Source organism: Methyloversatilis discipulorum (assembly GCF_000385375.1).
Lineage (GTDB): Bacteria > Pseudomonadota > Gammaproteobacteria > Burkholderiales > Rhodocyclaceae > Methyloversatilis > Methyloversatilis discipulorum_A.
In genome coordinates this window covers 3,778,579-3,801,078 of record NZ_ARVV01000001.1, presented here as the reverse complement: position 1 = coordinate 3,801,078, position 22,500 = coordinate 3,778,579, and the positions used below count along the sequence as shown (strand labels likewise).

Sequence of the window (22,500 nt, the reverse complement as noted above, 5' to 3'; positions counted from 1 at the left end):
CGGCCTCAAGTTCTTCTGAAACGGGCCGTGAACAGGATGCGCGTGTGTTCGCGACGCAAGGTCCGGTGCCCGTGCTGCTGCTGCTTTGTGTCGCGCAGGCAGACGTTGCATGCGCGAGTTTTCGCGATTCGGGGTGTTTCGCCGGAACCGGCCGCACGCCACCGGGAGGTGGCTTTCAGGCGGTCAGAAGTTCAGGCTGAACGTTGCGTGCACGCGGTGGCTTCCGGAGTCGTATCTTCCTGCTCCGTCAATAAGTTGAGCGTAGTCGATCCGCCCAGATAGCCACGTGGAAAAGTTGACGCGCAGCCCCACGCCCGCCGAAAAAACTGCCTGACTTGCGTCTTCTCCGGCCAGCGGCCGCACGCGATAGAGGTGGGCGGTGTCGGCGAACAGCACGCCGCGCATGACCCAGGTGTCGTGCACCCAGGCCGGCGTATCGAGATCGGCACTGACACGCCAGCCGCGGTCGTCGGCGAGCACGCGCTCGCGCAGACCGCGCACCGAATCGGCGCCGCCGATACCGAACTGTTCGCCCGAAACCAGCTCGTCGTTCGTGTATTGCGCCTGTGCCTGCAGACGCACGCGCCAGTCCCGGGACAGCAGCTGCAGCCAGGAGGCGCCGGCCCGGATCACCGCGAAGCGCGCGTTGGCGCCGCCGCGCGAGGCGGCGAAATCGCTGTCGCGGCCATGTTCGCCACCGGGCAGGTTGCGCGCATAGCTGACGTTCAGGCCCGCTTCGCGCAGATCGTTGCGCCAGTTTCCGCTCCACGACAGGCTGACCGGATGGGTGATCACCCGCGGCACCAGACTGCCCGGCACATTCTCCAGGACGAAGCTGCTGTCGAAATCGCGCCAGTCGGCCGCCAGGCTGACGCGCTGCGTCAGCTCCCCATCGCGTGGCAGGTGCCAGTTGTAGCGGGCGGAAAAGATGCGGCCGGCGCCGGACACGCTGGCCGTTGAATTCAGCACCTGCACCTGGCCCGAATTCACGCTCGAGTAACCGGCGACCAGATCGATCGAATTGCCGCTGCTATACAGCGGAATGCGGTAGCCAAGGCCGAAGATGGTGACTTCGGACGGCTTCTCTATCGAAGTCGTGTACTGGAAGGTCGCCACATGGTCGCGGTTGAACAGGTTGGCGTGCTGCAGCCCGATGGCGACGCGGTGGGTGCCGGTCGATGGCGTGCCGCTGTTGTCCACGGTGACGAAGCGGCGCAGCGGCTTGTCGTCGGCCACGGAAATCGTCGCCGCGATCTCGCCCGGCTTGCGGCCGGACTTGAAGGTCACATCGGTCTGCTTCGACGAATTCTCGTTGGCCAGCGACAACTGGCGCGCCACGTCGGTCGTGTTCGGCATGCGGCCGTCGGCCAGAGCGGGCAGGCTGGCGCGGATGTTCTGTTCGTCGTGGTGTTTGGCGCCCTGCAGCGTGATTTCGGTCAGCTTGGGTTCCAGAACTTCCAGCACGACGGTGCCGCCACTCAGTTCCTGTTCCGGAATGCTGACCTGGGCTGCGCCGAAGCCGCGCTGGTGGTAGGCGGCCTGCAGTGCGGCGCGCGCCGCTTCGAGCTGTCCGAAGCCGACTTCGGCGCCGGTATAGGGCGACAGCATGGCGTCGATTTCCCCCGGCCGGAAAACCGTTCCGCCGGCCAGCGAGTAGGCGCGCACCTCGAAGCGGGGGCCGTCGGCACTCTCCTCGGCGCGCGCGTCGGCGAACGACAACTGGACTGCACAGATGCACAGCAGCAGGGAAAGTCTGGGCGACACCGAGGACCCCGTCGATCTTCAAGTTCTTGTATTCGACGGAGTTTAGTGTGTTTGTATGTCTTTAGCAGTAGGCCGAACAGTCTAAGGCCTGATCCAGTTTGCCCAGCAGCTCGGCGTCCGCGAGGGCCAGCCGGTCCCGCGCTTCGCGGGCAGCCTCGGTCGAGCCGCTGCGCGCCAGCGCCAGTGCCTGATGGAAGAGCACGTCCGGGTGGTCCGGCGACAGCATGCGGGCGCGCTGCAGCGCCTCGTTTGCCTCGACCGGCCGCTGGTCGCGCAGCAGCGCAACGCCGGCCTGATGCCAGGCATCGGCGTTGTCGGGTTCAGCGCGTGTCCATTCCAGCGCCAGATCGGCGGCGGACTGCCAGCGCGACAGCGCGCCGAGCCGCGCCACCCGCAGGAACCAGGGCTGCTCCGCGTCCGGCCGCTCCCACAGTGCCAGCCCGGATATCGGCGCGATGTCGGATTCGGGCTGCTTGCGCAGCCGGTGGATCAGGTCGGCCGGCATCGCGAAGTAGCCACCCGAGTGGCCGGAGGCGAGGAAGGTGGTGATGCCGATCAGGCGACCGTCGGCGTCGAACAGTCCGCCGCCACTGCCACCGAGCGCGAAACCGCTGGACGTTTCGAACACCGCACTGCCGTCGTGCGGATGCAGCGTTGCCACCCGCCCCGGTGCGAAGAAGGCTTCTATCCCTCCCGAGTAGCCGTAGTAGAACGACTTCTCGCCGGGTCTGACCGACGCCGCGTCGCGCAGCGCGACGGTGCGCAGCGGCATCGGCGAGGTGCGCAGCAGGCAGAGGTCGTTCGCCATGTCGATCTTCTGGCCGAACACCGGAAACACCAGCGCGCCCTTGGCAACCTCGACGCGCACGCCCTGACGCGTGACGTGACAGTTGGTGACGACCTCGTTCTCCGCCACCACGACCCCCGAACCGAAGAAACCCTTGCCGGCCCCGTTGGCAACGCGCACCTGCACCACGCTGATCGACAGGCCGGTATAGAAGGCGGATCCGAATTCGCTGGCCGAACCACCGGCGTGGGCGTTCAGGGCCAGCAGACAGCAGGACGAGGCGAGCAGGCGGCGCATGGCGGCTCCATCGACGAGGTTGTGTGAACAGCCGTCTTGGGAGCGTGCTACCGGTGCGAAAGTTCAGCTGCCGCCGACGGCCTCACCGGTCATGAAGAAGGCGCCGCCGGCGACGTGGTGCAGCGTGCGCAGCGTGTCGTCGTCGAAATGCCAGCGCCCGTTGCGGAACACGCGGCTGTCCGCGCGCGCTGCCACGACCTCGCCGATGAACAGGTCGTAGCGGTCCTGGTTGTGGGCTTCCGGTACGACCTTGCATTCGAGCCAAGCGACGCAGCCGCCGACCAGCGGCGCGGCGATCTGCGTCGCCGCGAAGGTGGGCAGATCCAGCGCCGCGAACTTGTCCGCCTCGCGGCCGCTGTCGCTGCCGGCCGCGACCGTGGCGTCGAGCAGCGCGCGCGGCGGAACATTGATCGCGAACTCGCCCGATGCGCTGATCAGCTCGCGCGTGAAGGTCGATTTGTCGATCACGACGACGATCTTGGGCGGTTCGAAATCGAGCGGCATGCACCACGCCGCCGCCATCACGTTGCGGCGCGCGCCGGCCGCGCTACTCACCAGCACGGTGGGGCCGTGGTTGAGCAGCCGGTAAGCCTGCGGGAGGGGGACGTCCTGGATGGGCATGGAGCAGGGGAGTGCTATTGCGCTCCCCGGAGGGATCAGGCGCGGCGGCGGGCCGCAGCAAGCAGCGCGAGCAGGCCGAGGCCGCCCATCATCGAAGCCCAGGTCGAGGGCTCGGGGACGGCCGCAGCGAAAGTGCGGAAGGCGTAGTCGAAGTTGGGGAAGCCAGCATAGCCCGAGGTCGCGAACGTCTGTCCGTTCGGGTAGGGGTTCAGCGTGCTGCCCGCCAGACCCAATGCGGACGGGCCGGAGAAGACCAGGTAGTAGGTGTCCCCCGGCGTAACTGTCACGGGCGTCCAGAACACGTCCACCCAGCCCTGACCAAGACCGAGTGCCGAGCCGCCGGCCAGCAGGCTGCCGCCTTGGTTGGGCAGCTTGCTCCACAGTTCGATGGTCACGTTCGCCGACTCCTCCGGGCTGGCGAGGAGGAGGTAGATCCCGGCGCCGGACACGTTCTCCGCCATCTGCTTGAAGGACTGCGCCAGTCCGCTCTGACCGAAGGTTGCGATCAGGTTGTTGCGCTCGGACGACTCCTGGTCGGTCACGTTGGGGATCACGGCGAGTGCCGGCAGGGCCGTGGCAAACAGCGTTGCGGCGAAGAGGCTGCGCATCGATTTCATCGGGACACTCCCTGCTCGAAGGTTGTCGTCACCCGTCACGGGCCGGATTGGCAGACGGATTCAAAAATGTCAAAAACTGTTAGCAAGCTGTGTGCCTGCATCGCTGCATTGGCACGGTTCGAGGCGCAGCGAGCCTTGCAGCCGTTCCAGCCCCGGGGCGGGCCGACGTGGATGTAAAAAAAACCGACGCCGCGCCGGGCGCCGCCGTCGGTTTGTCCCGATCTCAGCGGCTCCAGCTGTCCTTCAATGTGACGGCCCGGTTGAACACCGGGCGGCCTTCGACTGAATCGATGCGGTCGGCGACGAAGTAACCGTGGCGCTCGAACTGGAACTTGTCGTCGGCCGCGGCGGCAGTCAGGCCGGGTTCGACGAAGGCCTGTACCGATTTCACCGAATCCGGATTCATCACGGTCAGGAAGTCGCGGCCGCCGGCGTCCGGGTGCGCTTCGGTGAACAGCCGGTCGTACAGCCGCACTTCGGCCGACAGGCCTTCGCTAACGCTCACCCAGGTGATGACGCCCTTCACCTTGACGCTGTCGGCGCCCGGCGTGCCGCTCTTGGTGTCCGGCACGAGGGTCGCGAGCACTGCGGTGATGCGGCCGTCGGCGTCCTTCTCGCAACCGGTGCATTCGATCACGTAGCCGTACTTCAACCGCGCCTTGTTGCCCGGGAACAGGCGGTGGTAGCCCTTGGGCGCCTCCTCCATGAAGTCTTCACGCTCGATCCACACTTCGCGTGTCAGGTTGAAGCTGCGCGTGCCGCGCTCCGGGTGGTGCGGATGCACCGGCGCGGAGCAGGGCTCGACCTCCTTGCCGGCGAACAGTGCGTCCCAGTTGGTGAGCTTGAGCTTGAGCGGGTCGAGTACCGCCATCGCACGGGCGGCGCGGCCGTCGAGGTCGTCACGCAGCGCGCCTTCCAGCGTCGAATAGTCGATCCACGAATCGGCCTTGGACACGCCGATGCGCTCGGCGAACAGCTGCAGCGCCTCCGGCGTGTAGCCACGGCGGCGCAGGCCGACGATGGTGGGCATGCGCGGGTCGTCCCAGCCGCTGACATGTTTTTCGGTCACCAGCTGCATCAGCTTGCGCTTGCTGGTGACGACATAGGTCAGGTTGAGCCGTGCGAATTCGTACTGCTTGGGCAGCGGGTGAGCCAGCAGACCGCCTTCGGCCAGACGTTCCAGCACCCAGTCGTAGAACGGCCGCTGATCTTCGAACTCCAGCGTGCAGATCGAGTGGGTGATGCCCTCGACTGCGTCTTCCAGCGGGTGGGCGTAGGTGTACATCGGGTAGATGCACCACTTGTCGCCGGTGTTGTGGTGGTGCGCGTGCTTGATCCGGTAGATGGCCGGGTCGCGCATATTGATGTTGGGGCTGGCCATGTCGATTTTCGCGCGCAGCACCATGGCGCCGTCCGGGTGCTTACCGTCGCGCATCTCGCGAAACAGCGCCAGCGATTCGTCGGCCGGACGATTGCGCCACGGTGAATCCTTGCCCGGCTCGGTCAGTGTGCCTCGGTTGGCGCGCATCTCGTCCGGCGTCTGCTGGTCGATGTAGGCGTGGCCGGCGGTGATCAGATATTCCGCCGCGCGGTACATGAAGTCGAAGTAGTCGCTGGCGAAGTAGAGCTGCGAAGCGCCGAAGGCGTCCCAGCCGAAGCCCAGCCACTGCACCGCGTCCTTGATCGATTCGACGTACTCGACGCTTTCCTTTTCCGGATTGGTGTCGTCGAAGCGCATGTGGCAGACGCCGCCGTAATCGCGCGCCAAGCCGAAATTCAGGCAGATGGACTTGGCGTGGCCGACGTGCAGATAGCCGTTCGGCTCCGGCGGGAAGCGCGTGCGGATCTTCGCCGGGTCCGGCTCGCCGGAGGCATGATGGGCGGCGTCGCCCGGGCTGCGTGCCCAGCGGCGGCTGGCGTAGGTGCCATTGGCCAGATCCTTCTCGATGACGGCACGCAGGAAATTGGAAGCCGGTGCGGGAGCGTTGCGTTCGGACATGGTGGGCAGCAGAGAAATCTGAGGATGAGTGTCGTTGCCAGAGCAGGAGCGGCAGCCTGCAGGATGTCCGCTCCATGCTTGGGCCAGACCGCGGTCTGGCGAAAGAACACAATTCTAGCTGCTTGCTGGCGAAATTCAGGCTTGACAGCTTTTCGCGGCTTGCCTATGGTCGAGCCCATGCTCTCGCACCAGACCCAACTGCTGTTCCTCTCCTCGACGCTGCTCGCGTCGGGTCTGCTGCTGCGCCCCGCGCGCACATAAAACTCCCCCTCCTGTCGTGCAGTGCCTGCCTCCGGTCGATGGACCGGGAGGTGAATTCCGTTTTCCCGGAGCGTTCCCATCATGTTCGAGCTGTTTCAAACCTTCCCGATGCTGCGACTGCGCAGCGGTTGTCAGGCCAGGAAACCCGTGGCCGCCTGACAGCCCTGCATTCCGGCCACGCATCCTTCCCATTTGCCGGAGCACATCATGTTGAAGCAGCCGAATACGAAGTACCGTCCCGTCACCCCGATCGCGCTCGCCGATCGACAGTGGCCGTCGAAAACCATTACCCGCGCGCCGATCTGGATGTCGACCGATCTGCGCGACGGCAACCAGGCGCTGTTCGAGCCGATGAACGGCGAGCGCAAGATGCGCATGTTCAAGATGCTGGTCGACATCGGTTTCAAGCAGATCGAAGTCGCCTTCCCGTCGGCGTCCGACACCGACTTCAGCTTCGTGCGCACGCTGATCGAAGGCGGCCACATCCCGGACGACGTGACCATCGAGGTGCTCACCCAGGCGCGGCCGCACCTGATCGAACGCACCATCGAATCCTTGCGCGGCGCGAAGCGCGCCATCGTGCATGTTTACAACGCAACCTCGCCCACCTTCCGCCGCGTCGTGTTCGACATGAGCCGCGACGAAGTGAAGCAGCTCGCGGTCGACAGCACCCTGCTCATCAAGCGCCTGACCGACGCGCAGCCGGAAACCGAGTGGACCTTCCAGTACAGCCCGGAAACGTTCACCGCGACCGAACTCGACTTCGCCAAGGAGGTGTGCGACGCCGTGGTCGAGGCCTGGGGCGGCACGCCTGAGCGGCCGGTCATCCTGAACCTGCCGGCGACGGTGGAGGTGGCCACGCCCAATCACTACGCCGACCAGATCGAGTGGATGCACCGCAATCTTGCCAAGCGCGAGTCGGTCATCCTCAGCGTGCATCCGCACAACGACCGCGGCACCGCGGTGGCGGCGGCCGAACTGGCGGTGATGGCCGGTGCCGACCGGGTCGAAGGCTGCCTGTTCGGCCACGGTGAGCGCACCGGCAACGTCGATCTGGTGACGCTTGCGCTCAACCTCTACACGCAGGGCGTGGATCCGGGCCTCGATTTCTCGCGCATCAACGATATCGCGCGGACGGTCGAACAGTGCACGCAGATTCCAGTGCATGCACGCCACCCCTACGCCGGCGACCTCGTATTCACCGCCTTCTCCGGTTCGCACCAGGACGCGATCCGCAAGGGCCTCGCCGCGCAGCAGCCGGACGCCATTTGGGAAGTGCCCTATCTGCCGGTCGATCCGGCCGACGTCGGTCGCACCTACGATTCGATCATTCGCGTGAACAGCCAGTCGGGCAAGGGCGGCGTGGCCTTCCTGCTCGAAAGCGAATACGGCGTCACCTTGCCGCGTCGCCTGCAGGTCGAGTTCAGCACCGCGGTGCAGCAGCTCACCGACACCAGCGGACAGGAAGTGCGCGCTGCCGACATCTGGAAGCTGTTCGCGCAGCAGTACTTCGAGCCAGCGGTTCCGTTCGAGTATGTCACCCATCATCTGCGCGAGATCGGCGACGAGCAGGGCATCGAACTGATGGTTAAGGTCGAGGGCGTCGAACGTACGCTGTCGGGCCGCGGCAATGGCCCGATCGCTGCCGTGATCGATGCGCTCAAGGTGCCCGCCCGCCTGCACGACTACGAGGAGCGCGCGATCGGCCACGGCGCTGACGCGGCGGCGGTGGCTTTCGCCGAATTCGTCATCGACGGGCTTCCGGGCAGCACTTTCGGCGCCGGCATGCACCGGAACATCGTGACGGCGTCGGTGCTGGCCATCCTGAGCGGGCTCAACCGGGCCTGCGCCAAGCTCGATCCGGCGGCGCGCCGCGACTTCCTCGCCTCGACCATGCCGCCGGCGCTGGCCTGAGCGCAGGTCTCAGTCACCGCTGCCGCAGATTCTGGGCCGCCAGCTCTCCCGCCAGTGGCCGGCGAGCAGGCGGGCGATGACTGCACCGAAGCAGAGACCACTGCCGCCACAGGCCAGCACGGCGACATCCGGCAGGCCGGCCAGACTGCCGGCGCCGATGCCGCCGAGCAGGCCGGCCAGCGGCGGCAGATAGGCCAGCATCACGGCGCGTAGCGGCGCGTCGTCGTCGATGCCAAGTGCGACCAGGTCGCCCGGGCGCAGCGAAGCGGCCTGCGCAGAGGGCAGTTCGAGCTGATGCAGCGTGTTCGGCGCGCTGCCACAGACGGTTTGCGAGCGGCAGCCGCTGCAGGCCGTTGCGCTCTCGACGCCGACGGTGACGCGGGTGCCGTCGACCTGCACCACCCGGGTATCCCTGACCGTCATATCTCTTCCCTCCCGGCGGCTGTCTCGCAATCCTCGTGCCAGCCGCCGCTTACCGATCCGCTTGCCGCCGTCGACGCCGGTCCGGTGAGCTTTCGCTGCATTTCATCGCTGACGGGGTGCGGGGGCCGTCCTGTGCTGTTTGCGACAAGTCCGACAAGCGCTGTCGCAGCACCGTTTTGTGACGCCTTGCACCAAAGCGGACACGCCCGCCGGCCGATCGCCCTTCCCCTTTCCAAGTACCTGCCCGCAAACGGCTTTCCTGCGCGCTGTTACGCGGGCGTCCTGCGATTGACCGCTTTGTGACACTGGGTACGCGCCTTGCTTGATGCTGCAAGGCGTGGAGAAGCGCATGCGGATTTCCGCCGTGGCCGGCAGTACTGCCGACCGATCCCCGACAATAAGAAAAGGACGCAGGGGCCACTGAATGAAAGGGCGTACCGGCACGACCGGAATCGCCTCGGGAAGCAATCGGGGGCTGTCATGACTGCGAACGGCATCGAAACGAATGCGCGCGCGAATGTTGAACTGGTGACCGTGTACGAGCTGAGCAAGATACTCAGCTCGTCGCTGGACGTAACGAAGACCCTGCGCGAAGCACTGAACGTGCTGTCGCACTACCTCGACTTCAGACGCATGATGATTGCGCTGGTCGAGGACGGCGGCGAGGCGCTTAGCCTTGCTGCGGCAGTCGGCCTGTCGGTCAAGGAATGGTCGAGCGGGCGCTACCGGTCGGGCGAAGGCATCATCGGCCGCGTGTTCGCCTCCGGCTCGCCGGTCGTGGTGCCGGACATTTCGGTCGAGCCGCTGTTCCTGAACCGCACTGGCGCGCTCGACGACGCCGGTGACGAAACCATCGCCTTCATCGGCGTGCCGATACGTGCAGGTGCCGACATGCTGGGCGTGCTGTGTGCCGACCGCGTGGTATCGCGCCGCGGCGGCTTCGGAAGCGACGTGCGCGTGCTGTCGATGGCGGCCAATCTGATGGGGCAGTCGGTGGCCCTGCAGCGCGTGGTGACCGACGAGCACGAACGTCTGCTGCACCAGGCCAAGCAGGCGCGGCGCGAGGCGCCGCGCGGCCGCTTCAAGCTGGACAACGTGGTTGGCACCTCGCCGCGCATGCAGCAGGTGTTCGCCGAGGCGCACCAGGTTGCGCCGTCGCGGTCGACCGTGCTGCTGCGCGGCGAAAGCGGCACCGGCAAGGAAGTGATTGCCCGCGCCATTCACGAACTGTCCACCCGCAAGTCCGGCCCCTTCATCAAGCTCAATTGCGCGGCGCTGTCCGAGTCGCTGCTCGAATCGGAACTGTTCGGTCACGAGAAGGGCTCCTTCACCGGTGCCACCGGCGAACGCAAGGGGCGTTTCGAACTGGCCGACGGCGGCACGCTCTTCCTTGACGAGATCGGCGACATTTCGCCGGCTTTCCAGACCAAGCTGCTGCGCGTGCTGCAGGAGCGCGAGTTCGAGCGCGTCGGCGGCAGCAAGCCGATCAAGGTCGATGTGAGGCTGATCTGCGCGACCAACCGCAACCTCGAAAAAATGGTGGCGGCCGGCACCTTCCGCGCCGACCTGTACTTCCGCATCAATGTGGTGAGCATCTTCCTGCCGGCGCTGCGCGAGCGGCGCGAGGACATTCCGGCACTGACGCAGCACTTCCTGGAGCGCTTCAACCGCGAGAACGACCGCAACATGAAGCTGACCCAGGGCGGGCAGGCGGTGATGATGCACTGTTACTGGCCGGGCAATGTGCGCGAGCTGGAGAACTGCATCGAGCGCACCGCGACGATGGCGCATCACGACGCGATCGAGGCGTCGGACTTCCCCTGTTCGGTCAATCGCTGCCTGACGCAGGTGCTGCATTTCGTGAAGAAGGACGACGCGGTGTCGCCGGTGGCCAACGAGTCCACCGACAGCGATGCCGAGTCCTGTAGTCCGCCGGGCGACGCGGCGCCGGTGTCCCGCCCGGCGCCGTCCGATGACAAGCCGGACGGCGAACGCGACCGTCTCGTGTGGGCGATGGAACAGTGTGGCTGGGTGCAGGCCAAGGCCGCCCGCCTGCTCAATATCACGCCGCGGCAGATGGGCTATGCGCTGAAGAAGTACGACATCGAGGTGCGGCGCTTCTGACGGGGCAGCGAGGCGTACGCCCCGCTGCCCGATCACCACTCGTTGCGCATGCCCCAAGGGTGGGAGCCGGGCACCAATTCAGCGGTGATGCCCTTCTTCGCGATGTCCTCCAGCGTGCGGTAGAAGGTCGCCTCGTGCATCAGTGTGCCGCCCTTCGAATAGAGCGCCACGTACTTCGACGGCATGTCGACCTCGACCGTGAAGTTGCCGCCGGCGTCCTGCACGCTGCGCGCGTTGCCGTTCCAGTCGATGAAGTATCCGGTTTCCGACGTCATGACCGCTGCTCCCTTCACGCCAGCGCCGGATCTTCCAGCACCGCGGTGGCGCTGACGGTCACGTTGTTCTTCGTCGCATCGGTGTAGGGGCACACCTTGAGCGCGCGCTCCACCAGCGAATCGGCGGTCGGCTGGTCGATGCCATGCAGGACGGCGGTAAAGCGGATGGCCATGCGGTAGGCCTCCTCGAAGTTCTTGAACAGCGACACCTCGGCTTCGACCATGCAGCCCTTCACCGGCAGTCGGTCGGCGCGGACGATGTGGCGTACCGAATTCTCGAAACAGGCGGCATAGGCGGCGGCGAACAGCTGTTCCGGATTGACGCCCTGCTTCTTGCCGCCCATTTCCGCCGGTGCGGCGAGGTCCAGCTTCAGCAGGCCGTCTTCGCTCTGCACGCGGCCATTGCGGCCACCCTGGCTGAAGATGCGGGTTTTGTAGATGAGGTCCATGACAGCTCCCGGTGTGGATGGTCGGTATCGTCAGCTCGAACAGCTGACGGTCAGTCCGTCAGCCCAGTCGGGCGGCGGCGCGGTGTAGTGCGCGTACTGCGGACGTTCGTCGAAGGGGCGGCGCAGGCAGTCGAGCAGCGCCCGCACCTCGCCGAAATCGCCGTCGCGGGCGTGCCGGATCGCCGACTCGGCCATCCAGTTGCGCAGCACGTAGCACGGGTTGGTGGCGAGCATGGCGGGCTGGCGCAGCGCATCGACGCTGCCTTCGCCGGCCAGCCGTGCGCGCCAGCCGAGCAGCCAGGCGTCGCAGGCTTCGCGATCGACGAACAGGTCGCGCAGCGGCGCGTCGCGCGCTGCGCGATCCTCGCGCCCAACGCTGCCGGGCAGGCGACTCAGGGCACGGAAGAAGAGGGTGTAATCGACGCGCTGCAGTTGCAGCAGACCGAGCGTTGCACCGATGAAGTCGTCGTCACCTCGCTGCGCGGTGGCGAAGCCGAGGCGTTGCCTCATCAGGGCGCCGAAGCGCGCGTCGAAGGCCGGCTGGAAGTGGTCATCGACCAGCGCACGCGTTCGGTCCGGATGGCCGATCAGCGGACCGAAGGCATCGGCCAGCACATAGAGGTTCCACTGTGCGATGCGCGGCTGGGTGCGGAAGGCGTAGCGCCCCCAGGTGTCGGAGTGATTGCAGATGCGACCGGCATCGAAGGTGTCCATGAAGGCGAACGGCCCGTAGTCCAGCGTCAGCCCCAGCGCCGACATGTTGTCGGTGTTCATCACGCCGTGCATGAAGCCGATCGCCTGCCAGTGCGCGACCAGCTCGCCGGTGCGCTGCGCGATGTCGGCCAGCAGCGCGGCACAAGGCTGCGACGTATCGCGCAGCTGCGGCCGGAAGTGATCGATCACGTGGTCGGCCAGCGTGCGCAGCGAGGCGACGTCGTCTTCCGCCGTGAAGTGCTCGAAGCTGCCGAAGCGCACGAAGCTCGGCGCAACGCGGGTGACGACGGCGGCGGTTTCCGTCTGCTCGCGCTGTACCGGCAGCGGCGATCCGATCACGCACAGTGCGCGGGTGGTCGGCACGCCGAGCGCGGCCATCGCTTCCGAACAGAGGAATTCGCGGATCGACGAGCGCAGCACTGCGCGGCCATCGGAAAAGCGCGAGTAGGGCGTCGGGCCGGCGCCCTTCAGCTGCAGTTCCAGCCGGCCGTGCGGTGTATCGACGTCGCCGAGCAGATGGGCGCGGCCGTCGCCCAGACGACCCGACCAGCTGCCGAACTGGTGGCCACCGTAGACCGCGGCCAGCGGCTCCGCGCCATCGGGCAGGCGGTTGCCGGAGAACAGTTCGACGAATTCGGGGCGCATCGTCTCGGCCGGATCGAGTCCGATCAACGCCGCAACGTCCGCGCTGGCGGCAACCAGATGCGGCGACGGCAGCGGTGCCGGCGCCAGCCGCGTGTGAAAGGCGTCCGGCAGGCGGGCATAGCGGCTGCCCAGGCGCAGCGATTCGAGCGCGGACAGCGGAGGTCGGGACAGGGGCGCGTTCATGAGTGCATTCCGCAATGATCACGACGCGCAGCAAGAATCGGGCAAGCGACGGACGGATGACGGCGCGGTGCGGCAGTGGCCCCTGGCATGCCGGGTCGCGGTGTCGGTCGATTGCATGCGGCGCTGTTGCAACTGCGACAAACGCGACGCGCCTGTCGTGCCGACGCCAGCAACAGCCGACGTGCGGCGGTGTCGTCGGTGGTGGCGCGATGCTTGCTGACCCCGTGCATCTGATGTTCGAAGGAGTGATCCCATGCTCGATACCCTCATCGTCGGTGCCGGACTGTGCGGCCTCGAGATCACCCGCCGGCTCGAAGCGGCCGGACGCAGCGTGCTGCTGGTCGAGGCACGGCCGCGCGCCGGCGGGCGCGTGGATACGGTCCCCGCAACAGCGGGGGCGGCTGCCCTCGATCTCGGCCCCGGCTGGTACTGGCCGCAGTCGCAGCCGCGCATGGTCAGGCTGATCGCGGATCTGGGGCTGGAAACCTTTCCGCAGCATGACGAGGGCGTCGTGCTGCATCTGCAGCAGCCGGATGGCAATCCGGAAGCGCTCGGCAGCGCGGCGATACACAATGGCGCGCGGCGGCTGGTCGGAGGCATGGCGGCGCTGACCGGTGCCTTGCTGCGCCGGCTGTCGCACGACCGTCTGCGCACCGGCTGCACCGTCCGCCGGCTGGTCGCACGCAGCGACCGCGTCGAGGTGCACTGCACCGGGGGTGGTGAGTCCTTCGTCATCGCGGCGCGCAGCGTCGTGCTCGCGCTGCCGCCGCGGCTGGCGGCGGAACAGATCGTGTTCGAGCCGGCGCTCGACGCGCCGCTGCGTCAGGCGATGCAGGACCAGCCGACCTGGATGGCGGCGCAGGCCAAGGCCTTCGTGCGTTGTGATCGCGCGCACTGGCGCAGCGACGGACTTTCCGGCAACGCCTTCGTGTCGCATCCGCAGGCGGTACTCGGCGAGGTGTTCGATGCCTGCGACGGCACCGGAGAGGCGGCTGCGCTGGGCGGCTTTGTCGCACTGTCGCCGGCCCTGCGCGCGGCCAGCGCACCGGCGCTCGAACTGATGGTGCGCAGTCAGTTCGCGCAGCTGTTCGGCCCGGCGGTGGAAGCGGGCGACCTGCATCTGCGCGACTGGGCCCGCGAGCCGATGACATGCAGCGCGCTCGACCTGGCCGAGCCCGGCGGGCATCCGGAGGACGACGTGCCGCTGCTTGCCGCACCGCACTGGTCAGGCCGCCTGCACCTGGCCGGCAGCGAGACGGCCACGCGCGGCGCTGGCTATCTCGAGGGCGCTCTGGATGCCGCGGCGCGCGTCGCCGCCCGCCTCGTCGGGGTACCGCTCGCCTTGCCGCCGTCGCCGGCCAACGACGGCAGCGTTGCCGAGTTCGTCGACTGGGTGGGCGCGCTGCGCAATCAGGCCGGCGAGCTGTACCGGCAGAGCGTGGTGCGCGCACTGAGCGCACAGCGCAGTATCGACATGACGCACGCCGTGCTGTGTGCGGTTGTCGACCACGTGTATGCCGAGGCGCTGCGCCGGCTCGAGACGCTGGACTTCGACCTGAGTGAGGTCGCCATCGAGCGCGGCCGCTGTGCGCTGACGCCGTCGCTGCTGGCGCCCTTCTCCGGCTTCAGCGACGGGCTGGTGGGCGAGGCGCTGCAGCACAACCGTACGTCCTGTGCGCTTTCCAACTTTCCGGACGAACACGCGCCGTCGCCCGACTACGTCGCGCGCATCCGCCACGACCTCGCGCTCGCCTGGCGCGCATTCGCCCAGTCGCTGAACCAGATGCTGGTCGACCGCATGCCGGTGCGTGGCTGACGCCGCTTTGTGTGCTTTGTCGCAAGCGTAGGTTTCCGACCACCGGACGAATCCTGTCCGGATCGCGCCAAGTCAATGAATCGAATGACGAAATCACTTTGGCACGGAAATGGCTATCCCTCGTCTGCCAGCCCACATCGCGCGTCAGCAGAACAAGGAGTAGGTCATGGAAAGTGCAGCAGCGAGCTATGTCAGCCTGGCTGACCTGAAGTCCAGCCACAACGTGCTGGCCACCCCGGCGGAAGCGCCGGCTCACGTCGGCTGTGGCACCTCCGGCGGCGAAGGCAAGGCCAGCTGCGGAACGTCCGCCGGGCCCGACGACATGCCGGCCCACGTGTGGGAGAAGGTGAAGAACCACCCCTGTTATTCGGAAGAGGCGCATCACCACTACGCCCGCATGCACGTCGCGGTGGCGCCGGCCTGCAACATCCAGTGCAACTACTGCAACCGCAAGTACGACTGTTCGAACGAGTCGCGCCCGGGCGTCGTGTCGCAGAAGCTGACGCCGGAACAGGCGGTCAAGAAAGTGGTCGCGGTGGCCAGCGAAATTCCGCAGATGACGGTGCTCGGCGTGGCCGGTCCCGGCGACTCGCTGGCCAACCCGAAGAAGACCTTCGACACCTTCCGCATGCTCCAGGAGCAGGCGCCGGACATCAAGCTCTGTCTGTCGACCAACGGTCTGGCGCTGCCCGATCTGGTCGACGAGATCTGCAAGTACAACATCGACCACGTGACCATCACGATCAACATGGTCGATCCGGAGATCGGCGCCAAGATCTACCCGTGGATCTTCTGGGATCACAAGCGCATCACCGGCGTCGAGGCCTCGCGCATCCTGCACGAGCAGCAGATGAAGGGGCTGGAGATGCTGACTGCCCGCGGCGTGCTCACCAAGATCAACTCGGTGCTCATCCCGGGCATCAATGACGCACACATGATCGAGGTGAACAAGGCGGTCAAGGCGCGCGGCGCCTTCCTGCACAACATCATGCCGCTCATTTCCGAAGCCGAGCACGGCACCGTGTTCGGCCTGACCGGCCAGCGTGGCCCCACGGCGCAGGAGCTGAAGGCGGTGCAGGACGCCTGCATGGGTGGCGCCAACCTGATGCGCCACTGCCGCCAGTGCCGCGCCGACGCGGTCGGCCTGCTGGGCGAGGACCGCAGCGAGGAATTCACGCTCGACAAGATCGAAGAGATGGAAGTGGTCTATGACCTCGACCGCCGCCGTACCTACCAGGAGCGCGTCGAAGCCGAGCGTCAGGCGCAGCATGCAGCCAAGGTCGAAGCGCTGGCCGCGACCGAAGGCAACGAGGCGGCGAAGGACATCAAGGTGCTGGTCGCCGTCGCCACGACGGGTGGCGGCCGGGTGAACCAGCACTTCGGTCATGCCGACGAGTTCCAGATCTTCGAGGTGTCGGCGGGCGAAGCGCTGTTCGTCGGTCACCGTCGGGTCGACCTGTACTGCCAGGGCGGCTACGGCGAGGACGAACAGCTGCCCTCCATCGTCAATGCGATCAACGACTGCCACGCCGTGCTGGTTTCGAAGATCGGCGCCTGCCCGCGCGACGAACTGAAGGGCGCGGGCATCGAGCCGGTCGACGCCTATGCCGACGAGTTCATCGAGAAGGCCGCGCTGTCGTGGTTCGCCGACTACACCGGCCGGGTTGCACGCGGCGAGATCGCGCACGCCGAGCGCGGCGACGCATCGATCCGCCAGGGCGCCTTCACCGCAGCCGCCTGACGTTTCCGGATGGACCGCGGCGAGTGCCGCGGTCCGAACGAAAGGAGAGAACCATGTCTTTGAAGATCATTGCCAACCTCTGTACGGGCTGTTCGGCCTGTGAGCCGGAATGCCCGAACGAGGCGATCAGCGAGCTCAAGAACCTGTTTGTCATCGATCCCGACAAATGCACCGAATGCGAAGGCGATTACGACACCCCGCAGTGCGTCGCGGTGTGCCCGATCGACGACTGCATCCTCCCACTCCAGACCCAGGCTGCCTGAGGACAACATGACCCAACTGACCCTGACGCCGGCTGCGGCGAAATTCATCCAGCGCATGGTGCGCTTTTCCGGCGAACCGGAAGGTGCCGGCTTTCGCCTGCTGGTCAGCGCCGGCGGCTGCTCCGGCCTGAACTCCGAGTTCACGGTCGTGGCGGCACCACTGAGCGGCGACTCGGTGGTCGAGGCCTCCGGTGTGCGGCTGTTCCTGCCGGCCGAGTCGCGCCTGCTGCTCGAAGGCGTGACCGTCGATTTCGCCGACACGCCGACCAAGAGCGGGCTCACCTTCATCAACCCGAACCAGGCACCGTGCGCATGCAGCAGCAGCGCACCGGCCGGCGCACCGGGCGTGCAGCAGCACGCACACGGTCACGGCCACGGCCACGCGATGCCCGGCGTCGCGACGGTCGGCCTCGACAGCATCCGTCGCGGTTGAGGAGGCGGTCATGCAGGCGATCGATGCCCACGACGATCTGGCCGATCCCGGCCTCGCCGTGCTCGGTCGCGGGCTGCCGCCCGAGGCCGAAGCGCTGATCGCGCGCGCCGGCCTGATCCGCAACCGCGTTGCCGAGGCGCAGGCCTTGCTCGACGAGGCGCACGCACTCGCGCCTTCGCACCCGGCGACGCTGATCGCGCTCTATCGCTTCCACTTCTATGGCAACCGGCTGCGCGCGGCGCGCGACGTCGGCGAGCGCGCCATCGCCTGTGCGGCGGCGGCGCTCGGTCTGCCGGCGGACTGGCGGCGAGTCGAGGCCGACGCGCGCTTTCGCGCGCTGGAGCCGATGCCGCGCTTCTGGCTGTTCTCGCTCAAGGGCTACGCCTATCTGAGCGCGCGTCTGGGCGAACTCGACGTCGGTCGCGCCGCGCTGGCCAGGCTGGCGGTGATGGATCCGGAGGACAAGGTCGGTCACCGGGTGATAGGCGACGTGCTTGCGCGCATGGGACGCGATGACCTCGGTTACGAGGACTGCCCGGACATCGCGACAGCGCTTGGAGCCGCGCCATGATGAGCACGCTGCCGCAGGCCTCGTACGATCCGTCGGACGATATTCCGCCGCTGGCCTGGAGCGGCGACGATCTCGACTGTTCGCTCTGCGACGCCGAACTGCTCGGTGCCCGCTGCGAGCGCGGGCGCGCCTGCGTGCAGGACCGCTACGCCAAGCGCATCGACCGCTTCTTCCGCTGGAATCCCGACCTCAGCAATACCTTCCTGCATCACCCCTATTTTGAAGTGCGCGCCATCGCCTGCCGCCGTGCCGACGTGTTCCGCCTGCAGTCGCTGATCGACGACGAGGACGAGACGGTGCGCCTGTCGGTGGCGGTGCGCCTGCCGCTGGCGCAGGTGGTGAAGCTGCGCGACGACCCGCATCGCGAAGTGCGCATCCGCGTCGCCATGCGGCTCGAAGGGCGAGAACTGCTCGCCATGGCCGGCGACGAGGACTACTACGTGCGCAAGCTGGTGGCGCAGCGCCTGCCGGCAGCGCTGCTGCCGCGCATGCTCGACGACAGCGATCCCGAGGTCAGGCTGGAGGCGGTGCGACGGCTGGACATGCCGGCGCTGCTGCGCATGTGCGACGACCCGGAGATATCGATACGCAAGGAGGTGGCGCAGCGGCTGCCGACGGCCCAGCTCTACCGCATGGCGCACGACCCCGCCTGGGAGGTGCGCTGGCTGGTGGCCGGCCGCGCCGGCCGTGCGCTTGCGCTGCAGATGTCGGCCGGCGACGAGGAAGCGGATGTGCGCGCCGAAGCGTGCGCGCGCCTGAACGAACTGGATCGGGAACAAGGAGATCGACATGGGTGACATCAGTCGCGACAGCGATACCGTCGAACTGACCGCGCCGCCGGTATTCAAGTACGGCGAGCGCGTGGTGAGCCGCTACACGATACGCAACGACGGCACCTATTGCGGCAAGGACATCGGCGAGGTGCTGGCGAAGAAGGGCGACGTCGGCTTCGTCACGTCGATCGGCACCTTCCTGCAGCAGTACTACATCTACGCCGTCGAATTCCTCGGCACCGGCCACCGGGTCGGCATGCGCGGGCGCGAACTGGTGTCGCTCGACAACCTGCCGCCGCACGTGGTCGAGGTGCTGGGCGAGCGCGTCCATCAACTGGCAGCCATCAAGGTGGGAGGCGACGGTGTTTGAATTGCGCGAACCGAAGTTCCGCTGGGGTCAGCGCGTCGCCGCGACGATAGACCTGTTCAACGATGGCTCCCATCCCGAGGTGCCGCTGGACGCACTGCTGGTGGCAGAGGGGGCGGCCGGCGAGGTGGTGCAGATCGGCCACCACGAAGAAGCCAACATTCCGATCTACATGGTCGAATTCGCCGACGGTCCGAGCGGCGTCGATGGCGCGCCGCGCCCCTGCGTGATCGGCGTGCTGGAAGAGGAGATCGCGCCGGTCTGACCGGTGCGCGCGCGATGAACGTCCATGCCCTGAGCCCGCTCCGCAACGCGCCGGCGCCCGTCGGCAGCGTGGTCGTCGCCGAGACCGAACTGCTGCGCCGGCGCGTGCTGCGCGCGCTGGCGGCACGCGAGCGCTATCGCTACGTGCATCCGGCACTGCACGACACCGACGACGGCTGGATCATCACCAGCCCCTGTTGCTCGCGCAATGTCGACCCCGAGGGCGGAACGATAGATATCGCGCGCATCCGCCACGAGGACGCGAGCTGGGTGCTCTATGCCTGCGACCATCTGCTCGGTGGCTGGGTGCAGCACTCGCGCTCGAACAGCCTGGACCGCCTGCTCGACCTCATCGTGCACGACCCGCACCGGGTGTTCTGGCCATGATCTACCTCGACCACAACGCGACCACACCGCCGCTGCCCGAGGTGATCGAGGCGGTGACCGACTGCCTGCGCGATGGCTGGGGCAATCCCTCGTCCAAACACGGCTTTGGCCAGCGCGCGAAGTCGGCGCTGACAGCCGCGCGCGCCGAGGTGGCGGCGCTGGCCGGCGCGCAGCCGGTCGAGGTGGTGTTCACCAGCGGCGCCACCGAGGCGAACAACCAGGTGCTCGCTGGCGCGCTGTCGCGCCCCGGTGTGCCGCCGCGGGTGCTGCTGTCGGCGGTCGAGCATGCCGGCTTCCTGAAGGCGGCGCAACGCATGCGCGACTTCGGTGTCGAGGTCGAACTGCTGCCGGTGGATGGGCGCGGTGTGCTGCGTCTCGACGCACTGCACGCCGCGCTCGAACGCCCGGCCGCGCTGCTGTCGGTGATGGCGGCGAACAACGAGACCGGCGTGCTGCAGCCGGTGGTCGAGGTGGCCGCCGCCGCGCGCGCGGCCGCCGTGCCGCTGCATGTGGATGCCACCCAGCAGGCCGGCCGGCTACCGCTGGATTTCGCCGGCTGGGGCGTGGACCTGATGTCGATGTCCGCCCACAAGTTCGGCGGACCCAAGGGCTGCGGCGCGCTCGTCGTTCGCAAGGGACTGAGCTGGCCGGCGCTGCTGCCGGGCCAGCAGGAGCGCGGCCGCCGCGGCGGCACCGAGAACATGCCGGGCATCGCCGGCTTTGCCGTCGCGGCGCGTCAGGCGCGCGCGACGATGCAGGCCGAAACGCTGCGCCTGGGCGCGCTGCGCGACGCGCTCGAAGACGCGCTGCGCGAAACGCTGACCGGCCTGACGGTGTTCGGCGAAGGCGCGCCGCGCCTGCCCAACACGCTTTTCATCGCCGTTGCGGGCCAGTCGGCCGACCGTCTGCTGGGCCGGCTGGAGCGCGAAGGCATCCTCGCCGCATCGGGGGCAGCCTGTTCGTCCGGCGGCAGCGAGCCGTCGCACGTGCTGGCCGCGATGGGCGTGTCGCCGGCGCTCGCACGCGAGGCGATCCGCCTGTCGCTGGGTCGCGATACCGACGGCGAACACCTCGCCCGCGTCGTCCATGTACTGCGCAGTCTGCAATCCGAAACGGCCGCCGCGGCGGCCTGAAGTCGACACGTCACCACGAGGAAGTCCGCCATGAAAGTCATGATCCGCAAGAGCAGCAAGGGCGAACTGTCGCTCTACGTGCCGAAGAAGGACCTGGAAGAACCCATCGTGCAGATGGAGCGCCCGGACATGTGGGGCGGCCAGATCACGCTCGCCAACGGGTGGACGCTGGACCTGCCCGAGATGGCCGCCGACACCCGGCTGCCGATCACGGTGGAGGCCCGCCTGACCGGCGGACGCGAGTGACGTGGCGCTGAGTGCAGATCAGTTGGGCGAGATCGCCCGCATCGCGCTGGCGGCACCGACGCTGGGCGAGGCCATTGCCGGCGTGCGCCTCGCTCTGCCCGGCGTCCGCGCCTCGGCGGTCGACGCATTCGACATGCGCGGCGAGAAGCCCGCGCTGCGCATCGGCGACCGCGATCTTTTCCTGATGCACAGCGACGGACATTGCTGGTCGGTTACGCCCGACCCGCTGGCAGCGCACGGCATCGTGCTGACCCAGCACACCTGAACCGGGAGATGAACATGGACAGCGACTGGATACCGCTTTCACTCGCCGACGTCGGCGAACGCGAAGCTCAGCTGGTGGAGCAGGTGATGCGTTCCGGCCGGCTGTCGGGCGGCCCGATGGTGGAAGCTTTCGAGTCGGTGTTCGCCGACCTGCACGGGCGCCGCTACGCGGTGGCCGTGTCGAGCGGCATGGCAGGTGCCTGGATGGCGCTGCGCGCGCTCGGCATCGGCCCGGGCGACGAAGTGATCGCCAGCGCCTACAGCTGGCACCACATCGCGCACGCCATCGTGCATGCGGGTGCCACGCCGGTGCTGGCCGACATCGACTACTGGTCCGGTGCGGTGGCGCCGGAATCGGTGCTGACGCGCATCACGCCGAACACGCGCGCCATCATCGGCAACAACTGCAACGGCCATCCGGCCGCGTGGAAGCCGCTGCGCGACATTGCCGACGCGCATGGGCTTGCGCTGATCGAGGATTCGACCGAAGCGATCGGCTCGCGCTACCTCGGCGAACTGGTCGGCACCTTCGGCGACCTGTCCATCTTCGACTTCTCGCAACCGTTGGCGCTGAACTGCGGCGAGGGCGGCATGGTGCTGACCGACGACGCACGTCTGGCCAGCGAACTGCGCTACCTGCGTGCGCACGGGCTGAGCGATCGCAACTCGGTGTCGGTCGGCAGCCGCGTGCCCTTCTCGGCCAACATGAGTGACGTCACCGCGGCCATCGGCATCGCCCAGGCTGAGCGCATCGACGAGATCCACGCGCGGCGCAAGCAGGTCGAGGTCTGGTACCACGAACAGATGCAGACCTTCGAGGGCATCAAGCCGCCCTATCTGGCGCAGGACGTCGATGAGGTGCACTGGATGCTCTACGTCGTGCATCTGGGCAAGCGCTTCACCGCCAGCGCGCGCGCGCAGCTGATCGAGGATCTCGACACCGAAGCGATCGAGGCGGCCGCTTACAGCCGGCCGCTGCACCAGCAGTTCCATTACCAGAGCTACGGCTACAAGCGCGGCCAGCTCGCCAACACCGACCGCATCGCCGACCGCTCGCTGGCCTTGCCCTTCCACGGCTTCATCGAGCAGGACGAAGTGCGCTTCGTGGTGAAGACGCTGAAGGACGCGGCCACCAACGTCGGCGCCGGTGCCGCCATCTACTGAACCGC

24 protein-coding genes are annotated in these 22,500 nt (G+C 67.4%); 15 read left to right on the top strand and 9 right to left on the bottom strand.

Annotated features, from left to right (window positions below):
* Positions 1-183 precede the first annotated feature (183 nt).
* The 5 genes from METRZ18153_RS0117740 to METRZ18153_RS0117720 form a co-directional block, all read right to left on the bottom strand.
* Positions 184-1,719, bottom strand: a complete 1,536-nt coding sequence (locus tag METRZ18153_RS0117740; RefSeq protein ID WP_157257253.1) for a ShlB/FhaC/HecB family hemolysin secretion/activation protein — start codon at positions 1,717-1,719, stop codon at positions 184-186.
* Between the two features lie 106 nt (positions 1,720-1,825).
* Positions 1,826-2,848 (bottom strand): S1 family peptidase, encoded by a 1,023-nt coding sequence (locus METRZ18153_RS0117735; protein ID WP_020166007.1) that lies wholly within the window; start codon positions 2,846-2,848, stop codon positions 1,826-1,828.
* 63 nt (positions 2,849-2,911) lie between these two features.
* The gene (locus METRZ18153_RS0117730; RefSeq protein ID WP_020166006.1) at positions 2,912-3,469 is read right to left on the bottom strand and encodes a flavin reductase family protein; all 558 of its coding nucleotides are present in this window, start codon (positions 3,467-3,469) and stop codon (positions 2,912-2,914) included.
* Between the two features lie 35 nt (positions 3,470-3,504).
* Positions 3,505-4,086 carry a PEP-CTERM sorting domain-containing protein gene (locus METRZ18153_RS0117725; protein ID WP_020166005.1) on the bottom strand — a complete coding sequence of 194 codons (582 nt, stop codon included), beginning with the start codon at positions 4,084-4,086 and terminating at the stop codon, positions 3,505-3,507.
* A gap of 223 nt (positions 4,087-4,309) precedes the next feature.
* On the bottom strand, positions 4,310-6,085 hold the full coding sequence (locus tag METRZ18153_RS0117720) for a glutamine--tRNA ligase/YqeY domain fusion protein (protein ID WP_020166004.1): 1,776 nt from the start codon (positions 6,083-6,085) through the stop codon (positions 4,310-4,312).
* A gap of 468 nt (positions 6,086-6,553) precedes the next feature.
* On the opposite strand from METRZ18153_RS0117720, the gene leuA reads away from it, so the two are divergent.
* Positions 6,554-8,260 carry a 2-isopropylmalate synthase gene (leuA, locus tag METRZ18153_RS0117710; RefSeq protein WP_020166003.1) on the top strand — a complete coding sequence of 569 codons (1,707 nt, stop codon included), beginning with the start codon at positions 6,554-6,556 and terminating at the stop codon, positions 8,258-8,260.
* A gap of 9 nt (positions 8,261-8,269) precedes the next feature.
* Here leuA and METRZ18153_RS0117705 read toward each other — a convergent pair whose 3' ends face one another.
* Positions 8,270-8,683, bottom strand: coding sequence for a SoxR reducing system RseC family protein (locus METRZ18153_RS0117705; protein WP_029143859.1), 414 nt, complete (start codon positions 8,681-8,683; stop codon positions 8,270-8,272).
* A gap of 480 nt (positions 8,684-9,163) precedes the next feature.
* Here METRZ18153_RS0117705 and nifA point away from each other — a divergent pair, with 480 nt between their 5' ends.
* Complete coding sequence (nifA, locus tag METRZ18153_RS0117700) at positions 9,164-10,807, top strand: nif-specific transcriptional activator NifA (RefSeq protein ID WP_020166001.1); 1,644 nt, start codon at positions 9,164-9,166, stop codon at positions 10,805-10,807.
* Positions 10,808-10,839: 32 nt separating this feature from the next.
* On the opposite strand, the gene METRZ18153_RS0117695 is transcribed toward nifA, so the two are convergent.
* Genes METRZ18153_RS0117695 through METRZ18153_RS0117685 form a run of 3 tightly spaced genes read right to left on the bottom strand, consistent with a single transcriptional unit; the run spans position 10,840 to position 13,073 of the window.
* Entirely contained in the window at positions 10,840-11,082 is a 243-nt protein-coding gene (locus METRZ18153_RS0117695; protein ID WP_020166000.1) for a hypothetical protein, read from the bottom strand.
* A 14-nt stretch (positions 11,083-11,096) separates the two neighbouring features.
* Positions 11,097-11,531 (bottom strand): Ohr family peroxiredoxin, encoded by a 435-nt coding sequence (locus METRZ18153_RS0117690; protein WP_020165999.1) that lies wholly within the window; start codon positions 11,529-11,531, stop codon positions 11,097-11,099.
* Positions 11,532-11,561: 30 nt separating this feature from the next.
* Positions 11,562-13,073, bottom strand: a complete 1,512-nt coding sequence (locus METRZ18153_RS0117685; protein WP_020165998.1) for a protein adenylyltransferase SelO — start codon at positions 13,071-13,073, stop codon at positions 11,562-11,564.
* Between the two features lie 253 nt (positions 13,074-13,326).
* On the opposite strand from METRZ18153_RS0117685, the gene METRZ18153_RS0117680 reads away from it, so the two are divergent.
* The 13 genes from METRZ18153_RS0117680 to METRZ18153_RS0117620 all read left to right on the top strand — a co-directional run bounded on the left by METRZ18153_RS0117680 (position 13,327) and on the right by METRZ18153_RS0117620 (position 22,495).
* Positions 13,327-14,889 carry a flavin monoamine oxidase family protein gene (locus METRZ18153_RS0117680; protein ID WP_020165997.1) on the top strand — a complete coding sequence of 521 codons (1,563 nt, stop codon included), beginning with the start codon at positions 13,327-13,329 and terminating at the stop codon, positions 14,887-14,889.
* 166 nt (positions 14,890-15,055) lie between these two features.
* Positions 15,056-16,630, top strand: a complete 1,575-nt coding sequence (gene nifB / locus METRZ18153_RS0117675) for a nitrogenase cofactor biosynthesis protein NifB (RefSeq protein ID WP_020165996.1) — start codon at positions 15,056-15,058, stop codon at positions 16,628-16,630.
* A 53-nt stretch (positions 16,631-16,683) separates the two neighbouring features.
* Entirely contained in the window at positions 16,684-16,893 is a 210-nt protein-coding gene (locus METRZ18153_RS0117670) for a 4Fe-4S binding protein (protein ID WP_019916611.1), read from the top strand.
* Positions 16,894-16,900: 7 nt separating this feature from the next.
* The gene (locus METRZ18153_RS0117665; protein ID WP_020165995.1) at positions 16,901-17,326 is read left to right on the top strand and encodes a HesB/IscA family protein; all 426 of its coding nucleotides are present in this window, start codon (positions 16,901-16,903) and stop codon (positions 17,324-17,326) included.
* Positions 17,327-17,336: 10 nt separating this feature from the next.
* Positions 17,337-17,897 (top strand): hypothetical protein, encoded by a 561-nt coding sequence (locus tag METRZ18153_RS0117660; protein WP_020165994.1) that lies wholly within the window; start codon positions 17,337-17,339, stop codon positions 17,895-17,897.
* Entirely contained in the window at positions 17,894-18,694 is an 801-nt protein-coding gene (locus METRZ18153_RS0117655; protein WP_232416081.1) for a 4Fe4S-binding leucine-rich repeat protein, read from the top strand. Before METRZ18153_RS0117660 ends, METRZ18153_RS0117655 begins: the two co-directional genes overlap by 4 nt.
* The gene (locus METRZ18153_RS0117650; protein WP_019916615.1) at positions 18,687-19,040 is read left to right on the top strand and encodes a nitrogen fixation protein NifZ; all 354 of its coding nucleotides are present in this window, start codon (positions 18,687-18,689) and stop codon (positions 19,038-19,040) included. The genes METRZ18153_RS0117655 and METRZ18153_RS0117650 overlap by 8 nt, the downstream gene beginning before the upstream one ends.
* Complete coding sequence (locus METRZ18153_RS0117645; protein ID WP_029143858.1) at positions 19,033-19,302, top strand: nitrogen fixation protein NifZ; 270 nt, start codon at positions 19,033-19,035, stop codon at positions 19,300-19,302. Before METRZ18153_RS0117650 ends, METRZ18153_RS0117645 begins: the two co-directional genes overlap by 8 nt.
* A 14-nt stretch (positions 19,303-19,316) precedes the next feature.
* On the top strand, positions 19,317-19,688 hold the full coding sequence (locus METRZ18153_RS0117640; protein WP_019916617.1) for a DUF3024 domain-containing protein: 372 nt from the start codon (positions 19,317-19,319) through the stop codon (positions 19,686-19,688).
* Entirely contained in the window at positions 19,685-20,821 is a 1,137-nt protein-coding gene (locus METRZ18153_RS0117635) for a cysteine desulfurase family protein (RefSeq protein ID WP_020165991.1), read from the top strand. Before METRZ18153_RS0117640 ends, METRZ18153_RS0117635 begins: the two co-directional genes overlap by 4 nt.
* Before the next feature lie 30 nt (positions 20,822-20,851).
* Entirely contained in the window at positions 20,852-21,067 is a 216-nt protein-coding gene (gene nifT / locus METRZ18153_RS0117630; RefSeq protein WP_019916619.1) for a putative nitrogen fixation protein NifT, read from the top strand.
* Between the two features lies 1 nt (position 21,068).
* Positions 21,069-21,332 (top strand): hypothetical protein, encoded by a 264-nt coding sequence (locus tag METRZ18153_RS0117625; RefSeq protein WP_029143857.1) that lies wholly within the window; start codon positions 21,069-21,071, stop codon positions 21,330-21,332.
* A 14-nt stretch (positions 21,333-21,346) separates the two neighbouring features.
* Positions 21,347-22,495 carry a DegT/DnrJ/EryC1/StrS family aminotransferase gene (locus tag METRZ18153_RS0117620; RefSeq protein ID WP_024300787.1) on the top strand — a complete coding sequence of 383 codons (1,149 nt, stop codon included), beginning with the start codon at positions 21,347-21,349 and terminating at the stop codon, positions 22,493-22,495.
* The last annotated feature ends 5 nt before the right edge of the window (positions 22,496-22,500 follow it).